This is a genomic window from uncultured Ruminococcus sp., from assembly GCF_946415235.1.
Classification (GTDB): Bacteria; Bacillota; Clostridia; order Oscillospirales; family Ruminococcaceae; genus Ruminococcus.
Window position 1 is genome coordinate 22,424 of record NZ_CAMKRR010000015.1, and the last position, 21,458, is coordinate 43,881.

General features: G+C 49.1%; 17 protein-coding genes. 15 read left to right on the top strand and 2 right to left on the bottom strand.

The window, feature by feature from the left end; translation table 11 throughout:
* Window positions 1-52: 52 nt before the first annotated feature.
* The 4 genes from Q0R37_RS05355 (at window position 53) to Q0R37_RS05370 (ending at window position 3,595) form a co-directional block, all read left to right on the top strand.
* Window positions 53-448 (top strand): DUF2752 domain-containing protein, encoded by a 396-nt coding sequence (locus Q0R37_RS05355; RefSeq protein ID WP_294752234.1) that lies wholly within the window; start codon window positions 53-55, stop codon window positions 446-448.
* Window positions 449-552: 104 nt separating this feature from the next.
* The gene (locus Q0R37_RS05360; RefSeq protein WP_294752236.1) at window positions 553-1,983 is read left to right on the top strand and encodes a polysaccharide biosynthesis C-terminal domain-containing protein; all 1,431 of its coding nucleotides are present in this window, start codon (window positions 553-555) and stop codon (window positions 1,981-1,983) included.
* A gap of 66 nt (window positions 1,984-2,049) precedes the next feature.
* On the top strand, window positions 2,050-2,760 hold the full coding sequence (deoD, locus tag Q0R37_RS05365; protein ID WP_294752238.1) for a purine-nucleoside phosphorylase: 711 nt from the start codon (window positions 2,050-2,052) through the stop codon (window positions 2,758-2,760).
* 244 nt (window positions 2,761-3,004) lie between these two features.
* The gene (locus Q0R37_RS05370) at window positions 3,005-3,595 is read left to right on the top strand and encodes a DUF4190 domain-containing protein (RefSeq protein ID WP_294752240.1); all 591 of its coding nucleotides are present in this window, start codon (window positions 3,005-3,007) and stop codon (window positions 3,593-3,595) included.
* Between the two features lie 85 nt (window positions 3,596-3,680).
* On the opposite strand, the gene Q0R37_RS05375 is transcribed toward Q0R37_RS05370, so the two are convergent.
* Window positions 3,681-5,054 (bottom strand): ABC transporter permease, encoded by a 1,374-nt coding sequence (locus Q0R37_RS05375; protein ID WP_294752241.1) that lies wholly within the window; start codon window positions 5,052-5,054, stop codon window positions 3,681-3,683.
* Window positions 5,041-5,781, bottom strand: a complete 741-nt coding sequence (locus Q0R37_RS05380) for an ABC transporter ATP-binding protein (protein ID WP_294752243.1) — start codon at window positions 5,779-5,781, stop codon at window positions 5,041-5,043. The genes Q0R37_RS05375 and Q0R37_RS05380 overlap by 14 nt, the downstream gene beginning before the upstream one ends.
* A 450-nt stretch (window positions 5,782-6,231) precedes the next feature.
* On the opposite strand from Q0R37_RS05380, the gene Q0R37_RS05385 reads away from it, so the two are divergent.
* The 11 genes from Q0R37_RS05385 to rpsJ all read left to right on the top strand — a co-directional run.
* On the top strand, window positions 6,232-9,141 hold the full coding sequence (locus Q0R37_RS05385) for an extracellular solute-binding protein (protein ID WP_294752245.1): 2,910 nt from the start codon (window positions 6,232-6,234) through the stop codon (window positions 9,139-9,141).
* 87 nt (window positions 9,142-9,228) lie between these two features.
* Window positions 9,229-10,167, top strand: a complete 939-nt coding sequence (locus Q0R37_RS05390) for a sugar ABC transporter permease (protein WP_294752247.1) — start codon at window positions 9,229-9,231, stop codon at window positions 10,165-10,167.
* Window positions 10,168-10,179: 12 nt separating this feature from the next.
* Window positions 10,180-11,058 carry a carbohydrate ABC transporter permease gene (locus Q0R37_RS05395; RefSeq protein WP_294752249.1) on the top strand — a complete coding sequence of 293 codons (879 nt, stop codon included), beginning with the start codon at window positions 10,180-10,182 and terminating at the stop codon, window positions 11,056-11,058.
* Between the two features lie 218 nt (window positions 11,059-11,276).
* Window positions 11,277-12,779: a hypothetical protein gene (locus tag Q0R37_RS05400; protein ID WP_294752250.1), complete on the top strand. Its 1,503-nt coding sequence runs from the start codon at window positions 11,277-11,279 to the stop codon at window positions 12,777-12,779.
* Complete coding sequence (locus Q0R37_RS05405) at window positions 12,776-13,405, top strand: Yip1 family protein (protein WP_294752251.1); 630 nt, start codon at window positions 12,776-12,778, stop codon at window positions 13,403-13,405. The genes Q0R37_RS05400 and Q0R37_RS05405 overlap by 4 nt, the downstream gene beginning before the upstream one ends.
* A gap of 12 nt (window positions 13,406-13,417) precedes the next feature.
* Window positions 13,418-16,219: a DUF5696 domain-containing protein gene (locus Q0R37_RS05410; RefSeq protein ID WP_294752252.1), complete on the top strand. Its 2,802-nt coding sequence runs from the start codon at window positions 13,418-13,420 to the stop codon at window positions 16,217-16,219.
* 17 nt (window positions 16,220-16,236) lie between these two features.
* On the top strand, window positions 16,237-17,166 hold the full coding sequence (locus Q0R37_RS05415; RefSeq protein WP_294752253.1) for a sugar ABC transporter permease: 930 nt from the start codon (window positions 16,237-16,239) through the stop codon (window positions 17,164-17,166).
* Window positions 17,167-17,178: 12 nt separating this feature from the next.
* A complete protein-coding gene (locus Q0R37_RS05420) occupies window positions 17,179-18,207 on the top strand; it encodes a carbohydrate ABC transporter permease (RefSeq protein WP_294752255.1) in 1,029 nt (342 codons plus the stop codon).
* Between the two features lie 223 nt (window positions 18,208-18,430).
* Complete coding sequence (locus Q0R37_RS05425; RefSeq protein ID WP_294752256.1) at window positions 18,431-18,787, top strand: hypothetical protein; 357 nt, start codon at window positions 18,431-18,433, stop codon at window positions 18,785-18,787.
* Window positions 18,788-18,939: 152 nt separating this feature from the next.
* Entirely contained in the window at window positions 18,940-20,754 is a 1,815-nt protein-coding gene (locus Q0R37_RS05430; RefSeq protein WP_294752258.1) for a glycerophosphodiester phosphodiesterase family protein, read from the top strand.
* Between the two features lie 483 nt (window positions 20,755-21,237).
* On the top strand, window positions 21,238-21,458 hold a 221-nt coding region (gene rpsJ, locus Q0R37_RS05435; RefSeq protein WP_294752260.1), incomplete at its 3' end, for a 30S ribosomal protein S10.

Consider the following 21,458-nt stretch of genomic DNA (forward strand, 5'->3'; position numbering starts at 1 on the left):
GAAAACAACAGCGTTCAGCTCAGTCGGGCTGTGCTTTTCATCAGGGTAAGATATGTCTAAGCGCCTGAGGATTTTTATTGCGGCAGGCGCACCTGTCCTTGCTGCGGTCATATTGCTGCTCAGAAATTATATAATAGGCCTGAAAAGATTTTTCCCCGAATGTTCATTTCACAGGCTGACAGGATACTGGTGTTCGGGCTGCGGAAATACGCGAAGTGTGGAGGCGCTGCTCCACGGGCATATATTCACCGCAATAAGGAATAATGCCACTATGCCGTTTTTGAGCCTGCTTCTGATACTTCTTTACTTTGAAAATCTCGGAGCTCTTTTCGGCAGGGATATAAAACTCCTGCCGAGAAAATGGCTTTTCTGGGGACCTGTAATAGGAATATTCATCGTTTACTTTATAGTAAGGAATTTTATCCCTGTTCTTGCCCCGATATCTTAATAAAGCTCCTGCAATTGCGGGAGCCTTTTTTTGCAAAAAAAGGTGACAAAGCTGTTTTTTTGTGGTATAATAATTAAGTATTACCATTATTCGGAGTGTGAAAAATGAATAAATATAAAAAACTGGTCTTTAATACGGGCATATTCGCAATAGGTGCATTCGGATCAAAAATACTCATAATCCTTCTTCAAAGGCTTTATGCACATTATATAGACCCCGTAAACAACGGCGACAGGGAGCTCCTTGAGACCATGTTGTTGTTTATGCAGCCTGTGTTTACATTCGCATTGCAGGAGTACCTTATCCGTTTCGGACTTGACAAGGACTACGATAAGCATGAGGTGTTCACAACATCGGGCGTGATAACGCTGACGGGAATGATACTCATGGCGGTGATAGTGCCCTTCCTGCACAATATTCCTGTTTTCGACTTCCTGAAGGGCTACAGGATACTGTTCATACTTTATGTTACCATGTCGTCGCTGCGAATGCTGTGTCAGAATTTTGTCCGTTCAAGGGACATGGTCAAGCTTTTCTCGCTGGACGGCATACTTGCCACTCTTACATTCTTCCTGTTCAATATCCTGTTCATACTGTGGCTCGGAATGGGCGTAAAGGGCTTCCTGCTGTCGGTAATACTCTCAGACAGCTGCTCAGTGGTGTTCCTTTTCATTGCGGCAAGGCTCAGGGTTTTTATTGGCGCGGAGTACTTCAATAAGGCGCTCGCAAAGGAAATGATGAGATTTGCGGCGCCTCTTATCCCCACCATAGTAATGTGGGCGGTGACCTCTCTTTCCGACAAGCTTTTCATCAAGCAGATGCACAGCGACTACCATGAGCTTGGCAAGGAGGCTGTAAGTGTATACAGCTTTGCCAACAAGATACCGAGTCTTATCTCCATTGTTTCGACCATATTCTTTCAGGCGTGGAGTATGTCTGCCATAACCGAAAGCAATTCCGCGGACAGGAACAAGTTCTACGGAAAAGTGTATTCCGCATATGAAGCCATGATGTTTGTGGCGGCGGCAGGACTTCTCGTCATTATCAAGCCCGTTACCTCATTCCTTGTGCCTGCGGACAAGTATGTACAGTATTCGGACGTGTACATTTACACTCCTATACTTGTTGTTGCGGTAGTATTCATGTGCTTTGACCAGTTCCTCGGAAGCATCTATTCGGCTATCAAGCAGCCGCAGAATTCTTTCTGGACGGCTCTTGTTGCCTGCGGAGTAAATATCCCCATGAACTTCTTCCTCATACCCGTATGGGGCATACAGGGAGCGGTAGTCGCAACTCTCCTGAGCTATCTCATATGCTTCTGGGCGCGTATAATCGACGCAAGATACTATGTACCCTTCCGCTTTGACGGCGTGAAGAACCTTCTTAACATGATAGTTCTGCTTGCAATGGGCGGACTGATGATAGCAGATGTCAAGCTTTACCCCTTATGGGCGCTGATACTTGCTTCTGTTGTGGTCGCTCTCAATTACAAGGCGCTGATTGTAACGGTGAACAAGCTTCTTAAGAAAGCATGATATTTCATTCAAGCCATTGAGCTGTGAAACCGCAGCTTCGTATACTGAATAAAAGGAGGGCTAAATATGCCGACACCACACAACAATGCAAAGAAAGGCGATATCGCCAAAACAGTTCTCATGCCGGGAGATCCGCTGAGAGCAAGATTTATCGCCGAGAATTATCTTGAAGCTCCCGTGTGCTACAACGAGGTAAGAGGTATGCTCGGATTTACGGGCACATACAAGGGAGTTCCCGTTTCCGTGCAGGGAAGCGGCATGGGTATGCCTTCCATAGGTATATACTCATGGGAACTTTTCAACGAGTATGATGTTGAGAACATAATCCGCGTAGGCACGGCAGGAAGCATTGCGGACAATGTATCGCTCCGCGACGTAGTCATAGGAATGAGCGCGAGCACTAATTCCGCTTATGCTTCACAGTACAGACTTCCCGGTACTTACGCTCCCACAGCTTCGTGGAAGCTGCTCTCGGCTGCGGTAAAGTCCGCAGAGGAACAGAGAAGCCGCTTCCATGTGGGAAATATCCTTTCCAGCGACACCTTCTACGACGACGCAAACAGCCTTGCGGACTGGCAGAAAATGGGAGTGCTGGCAATAGAGATGGAAGCCGCAGCGCTTTATATGAATGCAGCAAGGGCAGGGAAGAACGCCCTCTGCATACTTACGGTATCGGACTGTCCCCTTAAGGGAGAATCCACGACAGCCGAGGAGCGTCAGACGACTTTCAGGAGCATGATGGAGATTGCACTTGAGACTGCAATTAAGGTTAAATAATTAAGATAAATAAAATTATACAGAAATTAATTGTATTTTAAGATTACTTTAAGACTATTTTAAGGTTGGAATTGTATATTATAAATGGATTAAGTAATCCCCCAATTCCCCTTCTATATTTATTCATTTCATTTGTTTAGGCTATGCATTCGTATGCATAGCTTTTTACTTTATACGGGTGTCATTGACATTTATGGGACTGTATGGTATAATGATTAAAATAATTCGGCACAAGGAGGCTGCTATGGATAATAACAATACAGATCAGAATGTTGATTACGGCGGTTATGATAATACAGATCCTCAGGCGGGCGGAACGCCTCAGGAAAATCAGTCTGTAAACGGTGCTCCACAGCATTATACACAGCCTCAGGGAGCTCCGCCTCAGTACGGTCAGCCCCCAATGGGAGGCTACCCTCAGCAATACGGTCCTCCTCCGCAGTACGGTCAGCCTTACGGAGGCTATCCGCCGCCGCAGTATGGACCGCAGCCGTATTACAATCAGCCGTACGGCGCTTATCCGCCTCCCGTGCCCGCCCCGTTTGACCCGAGGAACCTACAGCCCAAGGAAAAGAGTTCAGCCTTCGGCATAGCCTCTCTTGTTATGGGGATACTTGCGGTGCTCGGCGGCATTTGTATTTATGTGGGAGCGGTCCCGTTTGCCTTTCACGGCATCATATTCGGTATCATCGGAATGGTTACCAAGAGCGGAAAGAGCTTTGCCATAGCGGGACTTATCCTCAGTATATTCGCACTTGTGGGCGGATATATTATATGGGACGTTCTGCTTACAAGCGCAGGCTACGACGGTATATGGGACTTCATGACCAACTGATACGTTCAAAAAATAAGAATATAAAAAGGCGCAGCAGCTCCCGCAGGGAACTGCTGCGCCTTTTCATGGGGAAAGGGGAAGAGGATCAATCCTCGTTGGTTTTTCTTGATTTTTTGAACCTGGACTTCTGTCCGAGGTTGAGTGATATAGTGAGTATCTTGTCTGATTTGAAGAGCTTCAGAGCGAAGAACATCACTACTGCGAAGAATATTATCTGATAAATCAGACCGCCCCAGAATTCAGCGTAATTGCCGAACATCAGGTTTGGCATGGCTGTGAATGTGTGGGTGAAGGGTATTGCCCATATTATCAGCTTTGCAGCTGTCGGCAGAGAATTTACATCGGCAAGGAGCGTTACTATCCATGGAATCATTACCATCATCATTATGGGAAGCAACATAGTCTGTGCCGATTTTGAATCGTTTACCAGTGCGCCGAGGATGATTGATATGGCAAGGCATATCATTATTGTAATGAAGAGCTGAACTCCTATGAGCAGATAATCCGCTGCTCCGAGAGTAAGCCCGAGCTGTCTCATGGCGTCGCCCGATGAAAGCATTGAGGATACGGACTCCTTGGCGTTGTCAACGGTATCCGCAGGCAGAGCGGAAGTGATATCCGAGGTCATAGAGCCCATCATGCCCTTTGTGTAGGACGAAAATCCTATCATCATAACTCCTGCATTGAGGAGAGCAGCGATCGCTGCCGCAAGCATTTTTGCCGTTATGACCGAGCCTCTTGAAACAGGAGCCGAAAGCAGAGTTTCGAGAGTCTTGTCTATCTTTTCGTTTGATATCGAAGCTATCAGTGACTGTGAAGTCATCATTATGAGTATCAGCACTACCATAGGGAGCAGCATATTCTGCATGAGCATCTTTCCCGATATGAAGGAAAGAGAAACCTCCGCAGACTTATCTGCGACTACCGTATGCTCCTTTACTGTGAGCGGAGCTTCGATAGTACCGAGGTCTTCCTTTGAAATACCCTGCTGCTCCGCAAGCTTCAGCGAAACATAGCCGTTCAGCAGTGATACCGTGCCGTCAGTGCCGCCTGTCATGCTGCTGAAAGCCGACAATGATCTGAGCTTGCCGACGGAAAGTATCTCGGGCTTTTTTCCGCTTAGCACCGCCTCGGAGAAGCCCTGAGGTATGATAACGAAACTTTTGATGTCCTTCTGCTTTCTGAAAGCCTCCGCGTAATCATCGCCGGTGACGGTGATGCTGCTTATCTCGGTGCCGTTTGACCTGAAGTAGCTGAGCATCTCATTGGTAAAGTCGGTATTGTCCATATCACAGATATTGATCTTCGGGTTTGCCGCGTCGCTAACGATCTCATTCGTAGCCGACTTCATGACATTTCCCATAAGAAGGAATATTGCGAGGATGAAAACCAGTGATATGAGCATCTGCTTGTTTATGAGTTCCGAGAGCTCCTTTTTGAGAAGGTTAATGAACTTCATTCTCGTTCACCACCCTTTCAAATACCTGTTCGAGGTTAGGCGCGTCATAGCGCTGTTTGAGCTCGTCCGCCCTGCCCTTTACCATAAGGTGACCCTTTGATATGATGCCGATACGGTCGGAAACGAACTCGATCTCGAGCATATTATGTGATGAGAGAAGGAAGGACATACCCTCTTCCTCTGCAAGCTTTTTTATCATTTTGCGTATCTCGATAGCGTTGAGCACGTCGAGACCGCTTGTAGGCTCGTCGAGTATGGCGAGCTTCGGCTGAGTCATTACCGCTCTCGCAAGCAGCAGCTTGCGTATCATGCCGCGGCTGTATGAGCCGATCTTGTCATTGAGCCTGTCCCCGAGCCCACATATATTCTTTGCGCGTTCAACATAGGCGTTGAGCTTATCTATGTCGGTGGTGAACAGACCTGCCATGAATCTCAGGTATTTTATACCTGTCATCTGTTTGTATGCACCTGCTTCATCGGGGAGGTAGGTGATCGCTTCCCTTACTTTTTCGGGAGCCTTTAGTATACTGTGTCCTGCCACTATGGCGTCGCCCGATGTCGGTGTCAGGAGGGTGGATATCATACGGATAGTAGTTGTCTTGCCTGCGCCGTTGGGACCGATAAGAGCAAATATCTCTCCCTCGCCTATATCAAAGGAGATCTTGTCCACAGCAAGCACCTTTGAGTACTGCTTTGACAGCTCCTTTACTTCTAAAACATTTGCCAAGATATCTCTCCTTTAATAATTGTGGAGTTGTATTTAAACGCTTAGTATTTCTGATATTATAATACCACAAAATGTACAAAAAGTCAATACAAAACGTAGAAACGAACCCAAATTTTACAGTTTTTTAATATTATGGAAACACTTTTCCGAAAAGGTGAAAATCAGGTGAAAAAAATTGGAGAAGTTTACAGTTTGAACAGGCCTGCTTTGTACAGCTTTATCATAAAAACGTATCATTAAGCTAAATCAAAACAGGTAAAAGATATTATTTATATTTCCGACACAGCAGTTCCTTGACATTACGGAATAAATTTGATATACTAACTTTAATAGATGATCGCGGCTTTGCAAGCTGTCTGTGCACATAATTCCCGAGGCAGGGGACGTGCGCTTTTTTATTTGTCAGGCGGCGGAAAATGGCTGTGATAAGCGGAAAGGAGATGAAGCACCATGAAAGGTCCGATACGCAGGATAGCTGCGGCAGCAGCGGCTTTGCAGCTTGCTTTTGCGGCTGCGGCTCCCGTATGTGTCCGAGGAGCCGAAAATTCGGCAGCTGCGGATTATTACAGTATAGAGCCTTTTGACAGCGGACTTCTCTCCTTCAGCGAGTATTACGACCTGTATTCGGGGGAAGTACGCCCTGAAAGCGAGATAATTCTTGATAAAGATGACATTTCCGAGATAGTGAGCGGAGATATTACCACGGGCAGCTTTACCTCCGATGACGGTGAGCAGCGTGATAACGTCATTCTCTGGAACAGTGCCGACGGAAGCGTGGTTTTTGAGCTTGATGTCCCCGAAACGGGAAACTACTGCATCTCCGCGGATTACTGCCCCATGCTGTCGGGAAGCCCCGATATCGAGCTTAAAATGGAGATAGACGGAAAGCTCCCCTATGATACGGCTTCCCGTATGACTCTCGGAAGAGTATGGACGGACGAGCATGAGATATACACTGATATACGCGGAAATCAGGTGCGCCCATCACAGGTGCAGCGAACTATGTGGAAAAGCTCGGTATTCGGTGATGCTGACGGACTTTTCAGCGAGCCGCTGTTCTTTTGCCTTGAAAAGGGCAGGCATGAGCTCCGCATAAGCTCCGAGAGAGCACAGCTCGCCATTGACAGTATAAAGCTGTTTTCTCCCGAGGAGATGCCGGCCTACAGCGAATATGCCGCTTCTGCGGAGACTTCCGTTACAGTTGAGGGAACACCCTCGGCGCTGTTCAGGATAGAGGGAGAAAACGCCCTGTACAAGTCCGACCCTACTCTTTACCCCACCTATGACAACAGCAGCTACCTTGCTTCCCCTGCCGATCCGCGGAAAATGGTGTACAACACCATTGGCAGCGGAAGCTGGAAAAAGGCTCTGCAAACGGTGACATGGGAGATACCCGAGGAGACTATCGGCTCGGGCGGCTGGTATAAGATAGGAATAAAGGCACGTCAGGATCAGATACGCGGCTTTGACTCCAACAGGCGCGTATATATAGACGGGAAGGTTCCGTGCAGGGAGCTTGACCGCGTTGAGTTCGCCTATGATACCGACTGGTCAGTAGTCACGCCAAAAAGCGGCGGCGAGGATATATATGTATGGCTAAGCGGCGGGATGCCCCACACTATAGCCCTTGAAGCCGTTACGGGAGATATCGGTGAGTATCTCCGCAGACTTGAAGGCGTGATAAAGGAGCTTAACGCTTACTACCGAAAGGTACTGATGATAACAGGCCCTTCACCTGATAAATACACTGATTATTACGTACACGAGAAGATACCCGAGCTTGTTGACAGGTTCGGCAGCATATCCTCCGAGCTCAGAGATATACAAAACGGCATAGAGGAGCTCTCGGGCAGTAAGGGCACGGAAGCCGCTGCCCTTGAGAATATGGCGGTCATACTTGACAAATGCACGGCAAAGCCTCTGCGGATACCGTCCTATCTCAGCCAGATCAAGGACAGTATCACATCACTGTCCGCATGGATGAGAGACAACCGCGACCAGCCCCTTGAAATAGACTATATCGAATTCGCATCTGCCGACAGGGAGTTCTCGGACTGCGATGAAAAGCTGGGAAAGTCACTGAAATTCGGATTTGATGCCTTTATCGGCTCGTTTTTCGAGGACTACACCACTCTTTCCGACGTTGAGAACGAGGAAGCTATGGAGGTATGGGTCTCCCTCGGACGGGATCAGGCACAGGTCGTAAAGGAAATGACGGAAAACCGCTTCATGCAGGAAACGGGAATACCTGTTTCCGTGAACCTTGTCACAGGAGGAGTACTGGAAGCTTCTCTTGCAGGCAAAGGCCCTGATGTTGCGCTTTTCCTCGGGGGAGAGTTCCCCGTGAACCTTGCCGCCCGTGATCTGCTTGTGGATATATCGCAGTTTGACGACTTTGAAGAGGTAAAGGGACGGTTTCAGAAGAACGCCATGACCCAGTACACCTACAACGGCGGCTGTTACGGACTGCCTGTGAGCCAGTCCTTTCCCATGATGTTCTATCGCACGGACGTACTCACGGAGCTCGGCATATTTTCGCCTCCCGAGTCATGGTCGGAGCTCAGGGATATGCTCCCTGCGCTGCAAAGGAACTATATGTCCGCGGGACTTGTCCTTCCGCCGAATAATATATCCCCCGCAACGGAAACGGGACATACATTTGCGATGCTCCTGCTGCAAAAAGGGCAGAACTACTACAATGCCGACCTTACCGCCTCTGCGCTTGACTCTATAGAGGCGGTGCAGTCCTTTGAGGAGTGGACGGATTTCTACACGGACTACTGCTTCGAGCAGACCTATGATGCGTTCAGCCGTTTCAGGACAGGCGAATATCCCATAGTTATCGCAAATTACACCTTTTTCAACCAGCTCACGGCAGCTTCTCCCGAAATAAAGGGCTTGTGGGACTTCTGTCCCGTCCCCGGCACGGAGAGAGCCGACGGAACGATATCTCATGCGGCAAATTCAAACGGTGCGGGAGCTGTGATATTCAGCAAGGTGAAAAACAAGGAAAATGCGTGGGAGTTCATCAAGTGGTTCACGGATACGGAGACACAGGTTCAGTACGCTTCGCAGATAGAGGGACTTCTCGGAACTATGGGACGTTTCGACACTGCAAATATGGAAGCCCTCGGGCGTATGTCATGGTCTGATGACGAGCTTGAGAGACTTCGGGCACAGCAGGCGGAGCTTGAGGAGATACCGATAACTCCCGCCTCATATGCGGTGACGAGGAATATAATGAACGCATTCAGAGAGACCATAAACGAGCATAAGAATCCACGTGATACGCTTATATGGTACAACAGGGATATAAATGACGAAATAACGAGGAAACGCAAAAACCTCGGCTTGGATTGAGCCTGTGGGGGCGGATATTATCCGCCCGCTGAAATTGTAGGGAATGCCGTCCTCGGCGTTCCGAAAAATCGGAAAGGAAGTGAGAAAGTGGCAGTTTCGGCAGAAAACATCGGAAAAAGAACAAAAAAAGAAAAGCGCGGTATGCTCTGGCGCGATATAAAGCGCAATAAAGCCTGTTACGGCATGATAGCGCCGTTCATGGTATTCTTCATAGTATTTACGGCAGTACCCGTGCTTATGTCGCTGCCTATGGGCTTCACGGACTTTGACATGGTTCGTCCGCCGAGGTTTGTGGGACTTTCCAACTTCACCACACTTTTTCTTTCTGACAAGATATTCATACGCTCCATAAGGGTGACGCTTATATTTGCGCTGCTTACAGGACCAGTGAGCTATGTGCTGTGCTTTTTGCTGGCATGGATGATAAACGAGATGCACCCGAAGCTGAAAACGCTGTTCACCCTTATATTCTACGCTCCGTCAATGGCTAACGTATATACCGTATGGCAGCTCATTTTCAGCGGAGACATGAACGGTTACATGAACTCTTTCCTCATTAACATGGGTATCATCAACTCTCCCGTGCAGTGGCTCACGGACGGAAGGTACGTCCTCGGCGTTACCATAGCAGTACAGCTGTGGATATCGCTGGGTGCCGGCTTCCTTGCGCTCCGTGCGGGATTTCAGAATATCGACCGCTCCATGTACGAGGCGGGAGCTATCGAGGGTATCCGCACACGCTGGCAGGAGCTTATCTACATCGTTATCCCGTCAATGGGACCTCAGCTCATGTTTGCGGCGGTGATGCAGATAGTAAGCTCGTTTACCGCAGGCACTGTAGCGCAGAACCTTGTGGGCTTCCCGAGTACGGACTACAAGGCGCATACTATAATGACCCACGCCTTCGACTACGGCTGGCAGAGGTTTGAAATGGGCTATGCTTCGGCAATATGCATGATACTGTTCGCTGCAATGTTCCTCTGCAATAAGCTCATCAGCAAGGCACTGGGCAAATATATGGACTGAGGAGGCGAAGCTGTGGCAAATACAGACGTTGCGAAGCTCCGCGCTTCAAACAGACAGGCAGGCAGAAAAGTCGGCGGGAGCATAGGTATATTCATGCTTCTTGCCTTACTGGGACTTTTCATGGTGCTGCCCATATACCTTACCGCAGTCATGTCGGTAAAGCCCGTTGAGGAGCTTTTCGTGTTCCCGCCGAAGCTTTACGCAGTAAGACCTACTCTGGACAATTTCAGGGATATGTTCAGAGTGCTCCATCAGAACCGTGTACCGTTCTCACGGTACGTTTTCAACAGTATATTCGTAACTGTATCGGTAACGCTGCTGCAGTGCTTTTTCTCGTCAATGGCGGCGTTTGTGCTGGCAAAGTGCAAATTCCCCGGAAGCAGACTAATAAACGGCGTAATAGTCATTTCGCTCCTGTATCAGAGCAGCGTAATATACATCATGCAGTACATAGTCATGGCGAAGCTGCACATGATAGACACCTATATGGCGCTTATTTTTCCTGCGGTGGCGTCTCCTATGGGGATATTCCTCATGAGGCAGTCCATAAGTCAGGTGCCCGACTCCGTTATAGAAGCCGCAAAGGTGGACGGCGCAGGACTTTTCCGCATATGCTGGCAGATAGTGATACCCAATCAGAAGCCTGCACTCATGACCCTGATAATATTTGCATTTCAGGGAGCATGGAACATACAGGCAGGCTCTGTGGTATTCAGGGAGGAGTACAAGACTCTGCCCACGGTAGTATCACAGGCTGCGACCTCGGGACTTGCAAGGGCAGGCGTTGCAATGGCGGCAGCTGTGTTCATGCTCGTACCGCCTATAGTCATATTCATGCTGGCGCAGAGGCAGGTCATAGAGACAATGGCACATTCGGGAATAAAAGAGTGATCAGTGTAGGGGCGGATATTATCCGCCCGTAACGGGGAATGATCTATTGACTAATAGTTTAGAGTTTAGAGTTGAGAGTTGACAGTTGTGGTGTCGCCTTCGGCGAAATTATTTAAATAATATGAGCGCAGCGAACACATTAACTCTCAACTCTCCATTCTCAACTTCCCAGATATTCGGCAAAGCAGAATATCGGGCGGTGAAAGGAAGTGAAGCAAATGAAGTCAGAACTGAAAAGATGTATAACGGCATTGTCGGCATTTGCTGCACTTGCTTCTGTGGGTGTATCATCAGCGTCTGCGGCAGGAGTTCCCTCGGAGAGCTACAACTACGACCGCTGGGGAGAGGCTATCCCCTCACAGGCGGGCTATACCGCCGAGAGGACTGTATCGGGCGACGACCTTGAGATAGGCGCTTTTGACGCTCCCTCGGATCTTTTCATAGACCATAACGGCATAATGTACATTACAGATACGGGCAACGACAGGATAATCGCAGCCGACTCCGAGCTGAAAAGTGTGCTGCGCGTCTATGACAGGTTCACCATGCCCGACGGTTCGGAAACAAGGCTCAGCAAGCCTGCGGGAGTATATGTTTCCGCTGCAAACGACTGCCTGTATATAGCCGATACTGAAAATTCACGCATACTCGTCACGGATATGGCGGGAAATGTGCAGACAGAGATAACGAAGCCCGAATCGGAGGTGTACGACAGTAAGCGTACATTCCTGCCGCAGAGAGTTGTTGCGGACAAGGCGGGGAATGTCTATACCGTACTCGGAAATATCACTTCGGGAGCTGCCATGTTCTCTCCCGACGGTGAGTTCATGGGCTTTTACGGCGCAAACCGCGTTGAAGCTACCGCAAAGGTGGTAAGCAACTATTTCAGGAGCCTTTTCATGTCCGACGAGAAGAAAGCAAGGAGGACAAGGACTGTTCCCTCGGGTATCACAAGCTTTGATATCGACGGGGATTTCATATTCACCTGCACCTCTTCCTCAACTCAGTCAACGGATACGGTCAAGAAGCTCAACGCGGCAGGAAAGAACATATTCGCGGACAGGGAACTGTATTTCGGCGACTATAAGCCCGTTTACGACGCCGCGCAGAACAAGACGTATTCCACGGCTCTTGTGGATATAGATATTTCGGCTGACGGCTGCATAAACTGTCTCGATCTCACTACGGGACGTGTATTCCAGTATGACGAGGAATGCAGCCTGCTTTTCATAACGGGAGCTGTTGCAAAGCAGACAGGCGGTTTCGATCAGGCTGCGGCGGTGGAGTCCCTTGACGACAAGATATACGTCCTCGATTCCTCAAAGGATACGGTGACCGTATTCAGGGAGACCTCCTTCGGAAAAGCTGTCCACAGGGCTGCTTCGCTCTACAATGACGGATATTACGAGGAAGCCCTCGGACCGTGGCAGGAAGTTCTCGCAAGGGACGGCAACTACCGCAGAGCCTATGTGGGAATAGCCTCGGCTCTGCTCAGAAAGGGCGATTACAAGGGCGCTATGAAGTACGCAAAGCTTGCGGACGCAGGGGATATCTACAACAAAGCCTTTGAGGGCAGGCGCAGGGAGTTCCTTAAGGAACATTTCACTGTCATAGCGGCTGTTTCTGCGCTATGCATCGCAGCGCTCACAGCTTTGGGAGTATACAGGAAAAAGCGCAGGACTGCGAAAAATACGAATGAAAAGGAGGCAGAGCGGAAATGATGGATCTTACACAGCGTCAATGGGTAAAACACGCGGTGACGCACCCCTTTGAGGGCTTTGAGGATATGCGCTGGAAGAAGTCGGGCTCGCTGAAAATAGCCATGCTCATCGTTCTGCTTCTCTTTTTCGGCGAGATAGCCTACGGACGTCTTTACGGCTTTCAGTTCTATATCTCCTATGATAAGACGTTCAATATAATACCGTACATAGTCCGCAGCTTCGTGCTTTTCGGAGCATGGACAGCAGGCAACTGGGCGGTGTGCACTCTTCTTGACGGAGAGGGAACGCTGAGGAACATCTGCATATACAGTGCCTATGCCCTTATCCCCTATGTGGCGCAGCTTTACATAAACGTGCTGCTGTCACACATACTTGTGCGGGACGAATCGGTATTCATGCAGATCATAGAGATCATCGGAACCTGCTGGACGGTGGTGCTGCTGTTTTCGGCTGTGAAGTCGGTGCATCAGTACACCTTCAGAAAGACCGTATTCGCTGTCCTGCTTACAATAGCGGCAATGCTTATTATGCTTTTCCTGCTCGTGCTTTTCATGTCTCTCGTACAGCAGGTATACATATTCATATCCACGATCTATACCGAGCTCTCCTACAGAGCGCGGGTCTGAAAGGCGCAGGATATGGGAAAAAGGATAAGAAGAACGCTGCTTTGTCTGCTCATTGCGGCTTCAATGGCAGTTTCGGGCAGCGCTTATGCGGAAAGCGAGGAGAGCCCCGCACAGCCGGAGTCGGCTGAGAATACTGACAGGAACGGCGATGCGGAAAAGCCGAAGCGCTCGGAAGCAGTGGAAAAGGCAGAGCTTTCGGCAGCAGATGCGGATAAATACCTCAGAAAGATAGGCAGCAGTGACGGCTATGATATATACTTCAAGAGCAAGGACTTTGACGACGAGCTCTGGGATACCGTCGGCGGCAAGCCAAAGAGCAAAAAGGACTATAATACCGAGCAGCAGGAGATAGCCGACAAGATAGACATACTGGAGAAGGTCGGAGAGCTGGTCGCCATTGACATAAAAAGCGGAAAAGCGGCTGCTTCCTTCAAAAGCGGCAGCAAATGCGATGAGGGAAAGCTCTATGTCAGCGACGCGGGAAGATTTTTCGTGCTGACCGATGAGGATACCTCCAAAGTCATAAGGCTGAGGGAGATAGTCTCTACCCTTGACAGCAGATATGCCTTTATGTCCTCGGACATGAAAACGCTGGAGCTTCTCCGCAGCGATATGAAAGGCACAGACAAGACCTATACCTATGACGGTACTGAGGACGGGAAAAGGGTATACAGGTCCGCAGACGGCGGCTTTGCGTGGCTGACGGCTGACGGCAGTCACTACCTCGGAGCTTTCCGATATGGCGCGGAAAGCGACAAGCTCCGCATGATAGTTGACGACAGGAGCGCTTCTTTCGGTATCGAGAACAAGGAAAACGGCTATATATGGTGGTCATCGCCTCTTGAAGCCTCACAGGACAAAACTGCTACGGGACTTGTTGCGGACGAGCTGCGCTCGTCAAATGTGCTTCGCTACGGCATACCCATGAACCGCTCCGGAAACAATATACTGCGCTCGGGCAGCGATGATGACTGCGTATACAACGTCAGCGATATCGAAAACGGTATCCGCATAATTTACGGCTACAAGGACGCAGGCTTTACCGTACCCGTGGAGTACACCATAGAGGACGATCATCTCAGGGCAAGCGTAAAGGTATCGGAGATAGCCGAGACAAAGCCTGAAAATATAGCCACGGAAATGACAGTGCTGGGCAGCTTCGGCGCGGCATCCGACAATGAGGAGGGCTATTTCGTCATACCCGACGGCTGCGGAGCTCTCGTGCGCTTCAATAACGGACGCACCATGCAGACCGACCTCTATCAGCAGCGTGTCTACGGAAACGACGTAACGGCTGTACCGCAGAACAGGGGAGCTGTCACGGAGCAGATATACCTGCCCGTATACGGCATAGTAAAGGAGGACAACGCTCTTCTTGCGGTAGCGGCAAAGGGCGACTCCAACGCCTATATCACCGCAAATGTGTCGGGGCAGTCAAAAAGCAGGTATAACATATGCAATTTCACGTTCATACTTCGGGGCACGGACAGCTTTTATATGTCGGGCAACAGCCGTGACAAGTATACGGTCTTTGAGAGCGGAAAGATAAGATCTGACGATATAGAAATGCTCTATTACCCCATAGCCGAAAAGGGCGTCGGTTACAGCGATATCGCCGACAGGTACAGGCAGTACCTCCTTGAAGAGCAGGGCGTGACCGTAAGGAGCACCGCAGACAGCGCTCCCATGTACCTTGATCTTTACGGCGGCGTTATGAAGAAAAAGTCCGTCCTCGGCATACCTCTTTCGTTCAGGACTTCCGTTACCGGCTACAGACAGGCGGCGGATATGATAACCGACCTGAAAAACAGGGGAGTTGACGATATGGTCATCTCCTACACCAACTGGACAAACGACGGCATAAAGAATAAAGTGGACAAGGGCGCAAAGCCCTCGGGCAGGCTTGGCGGAACAAGAGACTTTCGCAGTCTCACCGACCTTATAGACGAGTACGGATACAGTCTGTATCCTGTTTCGGACAACAGGGATTTCCGTTCGGGCAACGGCTACTACTCCTTCTCGGACACAGCAGTGAGAGTTTCGGGCTCGTATTCGAGGATAGTCAGCTATGACAGGGCTTACGGTGTCCCCGACGGCTTCAGAAAGAATCTTTCCCTGCTTTCTCCCGACTGCTACGGCGAAGTGTTCGGAGATATGGCGGACAGCTATTCGGAAGCGGGTCTCGGGGGAGTCTCACTGGCGAGCCTTACGGCTTCGCTTTACGGAGATTACGGCAAAAAGCCAATTTCAAGGGCGGGAGCTGAAAAGCTCCTTACGGAGAGCTATGAGGCTATCACGGAAAAGCTTGAGGACGGAATACTTGCAGACAATGCCAACGCCTATGCGCTGCCCTATGTCAGCCATATCACGGGAGTTCCCGTGACTTCGAGCAGATTTGACCTTTTCGATGAGGATATACCCTTTTATCAGATGGTTTTGCACGGAGTCATCCCTTATTCATCGGAAGCGGTCAACGGCAGTCCCGACCCCGAAAGGCTTATGCTCATGGCGGCGGCTTCGGGAAGCTGTCTCAGCTTTGATATGATATACGAGGAGACAGGCGAGCTCAAGGACACAGAGCTTGACTTCCTGTATTACGCCAATTACAAGGGCAATACAGAGAAAGCGGCGGAGGCTCATGCTCTGCTGGAGCCGCTCCTGAGCAGTGTTTCCGACTGTTATATCACTGATTACCGTGCAGACGGAGATACGATAACTACGGTCTATTCGGACGGAACAAAGGTCGTTGCGGACCTTGAAGACATGACGGTCAGGTGGGACGGCGGCGTCATCTCGCTTGGCGGGATATCATAGGAAAGGCGGGAGGAAAAATGAGCGCAAAAACTGAAAAAAGCAGTAAAAAAAGGCGCGTCATGCCCTATCAGCGGAGAAAGTCCGTGTACGGCTATGGTTTTATCGGGCTCTGGCTCGTCGGAACTGTGCTTTTCTTTCTCATACCCCTCGGCAAGTCCCTGTGGTACTCCTTCTGCGATGTTTCGGTAGACCCCGGAGCTCTTAATACTAAATTCAGAGGCGTGAAGAACTATTTCAGCGTACTGAGCGAAGACCCCTACTATACCGAGTATCTCGGGGACGTTCTCCTCGAAACTCTCTGGAAAACGCCGCTGATACTGATATTTTCGCTGTTTATCGCAGTGGTGCTCAATCAGAAGTTCAGGGGAAGAACGCTTGCCCGTGCCATATTCTTTCTTCCCGTCATAATCGCCACGGGACCTGTTTTCAGGATAATCAGCGGTGATATGGACTCTACGGGAAATTCGGGGGCGGAGCAGTTCTCCACCATGTTCTCCGCCGACCTTGTGGGGGAGCTCATGCAGTTTCTCGGCATATACGGCATAAGCGACAGCATGAGCACCTTTATCAAGGCAGTCGCGGACAATATCTTCGGCATCGTATGGAATTCGGGCATACAGATAATACTTTTCCTTGCGGCTTTGCAGAATATCCCTGCTTCTGCCCGTGAAGCGGCACAGCTTGAGGGAGCTACCGCGTGGGAGTACTTCTGGAAGATAACCTTCCCCTATGTGAGCCCGTTCATACTCGCAAATCTCATATTTACTGTCATAGATTCGTTCACGAACCCGATGAACAGCGTGATGAACCGCATCTCGGTCATGAGGAGCCAGTTTGATTTCGGAGAGGCTTCCGCAATGGCATGGATATACTTTGCGGTCGTTATAGCCGCTATAGGCATAGTAACAGCTCTGATGAACAAAGCTGTATACTATGAGAACGACTGAGGGGGTGCGTGAATGGCAGATGCAACAAATGTATCCGCAATTGAGGCGGCAGACGAGACAGGCAGCATGATCAGCCGTGAAGTAAGGCGTCTGCGGAGAGCTTCCGCGTCCGCCGGTGAAAGGAGATATATGCGCCGAAAGGCGCTTGCCGATAAGGTATGGCCCTTTTTCAGAGCAGTAATACTCATAGGGCTGGGATTTGTCATAATGTATCCGCTGATATATATGATAAGCTGCGCTTTCAGGGACAGGGCGGATATGAGCGATCCCACGGTAATGTGGATACCGAGGCACTTTACCCTTAAGGTGATAGCCGAGACCATTGACGCCATGGATTACTGGAAAACTCTCGGGAACACACTGCTGCTGAATATAGGCTGCTCGCTGGTGCAGGTATTCTCATGTGCGCTGACTGGCTACGGCTTTGCGAGGTTCAGATTTAAGGGCAGCAGACTGCTCTTCGGAATAGTTATCATGATGATACTTGTCCCGCCGCAGGTCATATCGCTGCCGCTGTATACACAGTTCAGGTATTTCGGCATAAAGGGGCTCTTTTCACTTAACCTTATCGACAGCAGGCTGACAATGTATCTTCCTGCCCTGACCGCCAACGGCATACGCGCGGGACTCATGATATATATTTTCCGACAGTTCTTCAGGGGTATGCCCCGTGAGCTTGAGGACGCAGCTTATATCGACGGCTGCGGACCGTTCAGGACGTTCCTGAGCGTAATGCTGCCCAATGCTTCGGCGGCGCTGCTGACAGTGTTCCTGTTTTCGGTGGTATGGTACTGGAACGACTATTATGTTAGCAGCACCTTCTTCACGGACACCAAGACCATAGCCCTCATGCTGACAAATCTCGACAACGAGCTGAAAATGAACCTTTTCAACGACCCGACGGTACAGATAAGCCCCCGTGACCAGATAGTGTGGAAGGAAGCGGGCTGTCTGCTTTCCATAGCACCCGTACTGATAATGTACGTATTTCTACAGAAGCATTTCACAGAGGGCATAGAGCGCTCGGGAATAGTTGGCTGACGATCTTTTGCGTTAAAACAGGTATAAACAGGCACTCCTGCTTTATGCCTGTTAATTTTTTATGATTTTTCTGAAAAAAGATGTAACACTTTGAGCTTGTGCTTCGATTGTTACTTATGAAAGGCCGATACAGAAACACATCACACTGATCGGCTGTTAAGCTCAGGCGCCGGGCTTTGGAATACACTTTAAACCACACAATACAATTATGGAGGCATTGATTATGACAAACATTAAAAGAAGAATTTCAGCTTTGGCAGCAGCATTCATGATGATGGGAGCAGTAACTGTCCCCTCGGCAGCAAAGTATGTGACAAAGGAAGCAGCGGTAACAGCTTCGGCTGCAGAAGATTACTTTATTTTATACAATTACGGACCAACAAAATTCAGAGCCGATGTAAAGGCAAAGACAAAATTCAGAGAGTATCCGTGTAAAGGCTCTAAGGCAGTTGCTTCTGTAAGCAAACGTACTTACGGCGATAAAGTATATTTTATATATTATGCTTCAACAGATGACGGAATATGGTACTATTCACAGTATGATAAGGGCTGGGTGCGTGAATCGGACATTATCAGCTGAGTGATATCATGATGACCCGTTTGAAAAATAGAAAAGGGACTTCCATAGAGATATGGAAGTTCTTTTTTATTTCACAGCAGCGCGGTGTGATATTGACAACGGACAGTTTTGAGCGTATAATTGAAGTAAATCCATAGATTCGGAGTAAAGAAATGAAAAGAATACTCAGATCCGCAGGGGTCTTTCTTAAAGCAGCTCCTCACTTCCTTGTATTTGAACTTATCTTCAAGCTTCTCCTGCTTGCGGTGGGAACACCTGTGCTCGCGCTGCTGCTGAAGCTTACGATGAAGCTTTCGGGAGTTACATATCTCAATGATGAGAACCTTTTTACATATATAAAGCACCCGTCAACGCTGATAGTTATAGCGATCATGCTTTTTGCCTATGCGTTTTTCTCCTTTGTGGAGCTTTCGGCTCTTGCAGCCTGCTTTTCGTGCTATAACAAGAAGCAGCGGATATATGCGGGCGGAATGTTCAGGACAGGTCTGAAAGCGTTCGCAAAGGCGTTCAGAGGCACAGGGGTCACCTCCTTTCTTGCGTACATGGCAATAATGCCGCTTGCACAGTTCTCGCTGTCCTCGGGTATGTTCATGGCTCCGCTTCTGCCTGTGCTGAGAAGGCTGTTCAACTCCCTCAACGGCGGACTGGCAGTTGCCTGCTATGTACTCGTGCAGCTGCTGTTCATAATCCTTATCATAAGCGCGAGCTACAGTATACACTATCTCATACTTACGGGTATGCCTTTCGGAGAGTGTATCAGGAAGAGCAGGGAGAAAATGCACGGACAGCGCCGAAAGATGGTGATCTCCGCGCTGCTGTGGAGCGTCGGCATAGTTGCTGTCATAGGCTTGCTGACCTTTGGTCTCAGCTTTATCATCGTATACATCATCAAGGGCTTTTCAAAGCCGGGAGCTGCTTTCGGTACAGCTCTGAAGATACTTCGCTATACATGGAGCGTGTTTACGGCAGTTTCGGCATTCTTTTCGGCGCCTGCAATAATGTGGCTGCTGACGGAAAAGTTCATGAAGGACGTAAAGGACGAGGATATCGTTCTGCCCAACAAGGGTTACAAGAAGTTCAGCAGAAAAAAGAGCGCCATTATAATCGTAAGCCTTGCAGCTGCAAGCATGGTGATGAATATATCCTACCTGAAAGCCCTCACCCGCGGAAACGTGGACCTCAACGTAGGAATTATCACCCGCACTCAGGTCACGGCGCACAGAGGCTTTTCAAAGGTCGCTCCCGAGAATACCATGCCTGCTTTTCAGGCAGCTATGGACTGCGGCGCGGACTATATCGAGCTTGATCTTCAGCTTACCTCCGACGGTCAGCTCGTGGTGATACACGACGACAAGCTTGACCGTACCACAAACGGCAAGGGACTTGTAGAGAGATACACCTATGAGCAGCTGAAAACCCTGTCCGCGGGCTCATGGTTCAGCAAGGACGGGGAGTTCGACGATGTTGAGATACCGCTGTTCTCGGAGGTCCTTGAGCTCACAGGCAAGGATATAATGCTGAATATCGAGATAAAGAAGTCGGGAGATCCGAAAAAGACTGCCGAAAAGGCAGTTGAGCTCATAGAGGAGTACGGCATCGTCAATTCCTGCTACGTTACGTCCTTCTCGTACCCTGCACTGAAAAAGGTGAAGCAGCTCAATCCGAAGATAAAGACTGCCTTCATAGCCAACCTTGCAACAGCTACCTCATACGCTCAGCTCCCGTACATCGACGCGGTTAGTATGAACTACCTCTTTGTCAACCAGAGCGTTGTGAACTCGGCACATCACCACGGAAAGCGCATTTTCGTATGGACAGTTGACCGACAGAGCGAGATGCAGAAAATGATGGCTCTCGGAGTTGACAATATCATCACCGACCGCCCCGACAAGGCTCTCGAAATAGTGAACTCGAAGAAAGTCGGCGATACCGTCCTAACTGCTCTGAAATTCATTTTCGGAAGCTGAAAAGTGCGGTAAACAGGCATTTATCGTGTAAAGAAGCATATCCCGGGCGGTGTCATTTCCGCAGCTCGGGATATATAGTTAAAAAATAATTATCGTTCATTAAAAATTTACAAATGCAATTTCTGCAAATTGTTGATTTATCCCTATATATGTGTTATAATTGATTACGTTGAGTGCGCCGTGTGCGTACTGACTGCAGAAGATATGCGTTGAAACGGAAGGTTGCTGTCGGTATGGCAGGTAATTTCCGCGGAGTATGTCCGATTTTAAACCGGGCGAATGGGATATCGAACACAGTTTGTGGTTATTCTTCACGCAGCTTGCGTATGCGTGGATTATGCTCTTTTTGTGCTCATATTTTGTTAAGACCGCTCGGAAAACTTTGGTTTTTCGAGTTTTTTTATGAGATGAAGCATGAAACACACGGAAACGTGTGATATTCCAATCTGCGTCCCCGTAATCATTTTCAAGGAGGCGAAAATAATGGCAGTCAATGAAAAGATCAGATTCAAGATCAAGGGCTACGATCACGCTACTGTTGATATTGCAGCAGCTAAGATCGTTGAGGCAGCCAAGAGAAGCGGTGCGAGAGTTTCAGGACCTATCCCGCTCCCTACAGATAAGGAAGTTGTTACTATCCTTAGAGCTGTACACAAGTACAAGGACAGCCGTGAGCAGTTCGAGATGAGAACTCACAAGAGACT

Coding starts and splice junctions, on each gene's coding strand:
- Q0R37_RS05355 (WP_294752234.1), top strand. CDS start 53: ATGTCTAAGCGCCTGAGGATTTTTATTGCGGCAGGCGCACCTGTCCTT.
- Q0R37_RS05360 (WP_294752236.1), top strand. CDS start 553: ATGAATAAATATAAAAAACTGGTCTTTAATACGGGCATATTCGCAATA.
- deoD (WP_294752238.1), top strand. CDS start 2,050: ATGCCGACACCACACAACAATGCAAAGAAAGGCGATATCGCCAAAACA.
- Q0R37_RS05370 (WP_294752240.1), top strand. CDS start 3,005: ATGGATAATAACAATACAGATCAGAATGTTGATTACGGCGGTTATGAT.
- Q0R37_RS05375 (WP_294752241.1), bottom strand. CDS start 5,054: ATGAAGTTCATTAACCTTCTCAAAAAGGAGCTCTCGGAACTCATAAAC.
- Q0R37_RS05385 (WP_294752245.1), top strand. CDS start 6,232: ATGAAAGGTCCGATACGCAGGATAGCTGCGGCAGCAGCGGCTTTGCAG.
- Q0R37_RS05400 (WP_294752250.1), top strand. CDS start 11,277: ATGAAGTCAGAACTGAAAAGATGTATAACGGCATTGTCGGCATTTGCT.
- Q0R37_RS05405 (WP_294752251.1), top strand. CDS start 12,776: ATGATGGATCTTACACAGCGTCAATGGGTAAAACACGCGGTGACGCAC.
- Q0R37_RS05410 (WP_294752252.1), top strand. CDS start 13,418: ATGGGAAAAAGGATAAGAAGAACGCTGCTTTGTCTGCTCATTGCGGCT.
- Q0R37_RS05415 (WP_294752253.1), top strand. CDS start 16,237: ATGAGCGCAAAAACTGAAAAAAGCAGTAAAAAAAGGCGCGTCATGCCC.
- Q0R37_RS05420 (WP_294752255.1), top strand. CDS start 17,179: ATGGCAGATGCAACAAATGTATCCGCAATTGAGGCGGCAGACGAGACA.
- Q0R37_RS05425 (WP_294752256.1), top strand. CDS start 18,431: ATGACAAACATTAAAAGAAGAATTTCAGCTTTGGCAGCAGCATTCATG.
- Q0R37_RS05430 (WP_294752258.1), top strand. CDS start 18,940: ATGAAAAGAATACTCAGATCCGCAGGGGTCTTTCTTAAAGCAGCTCCT.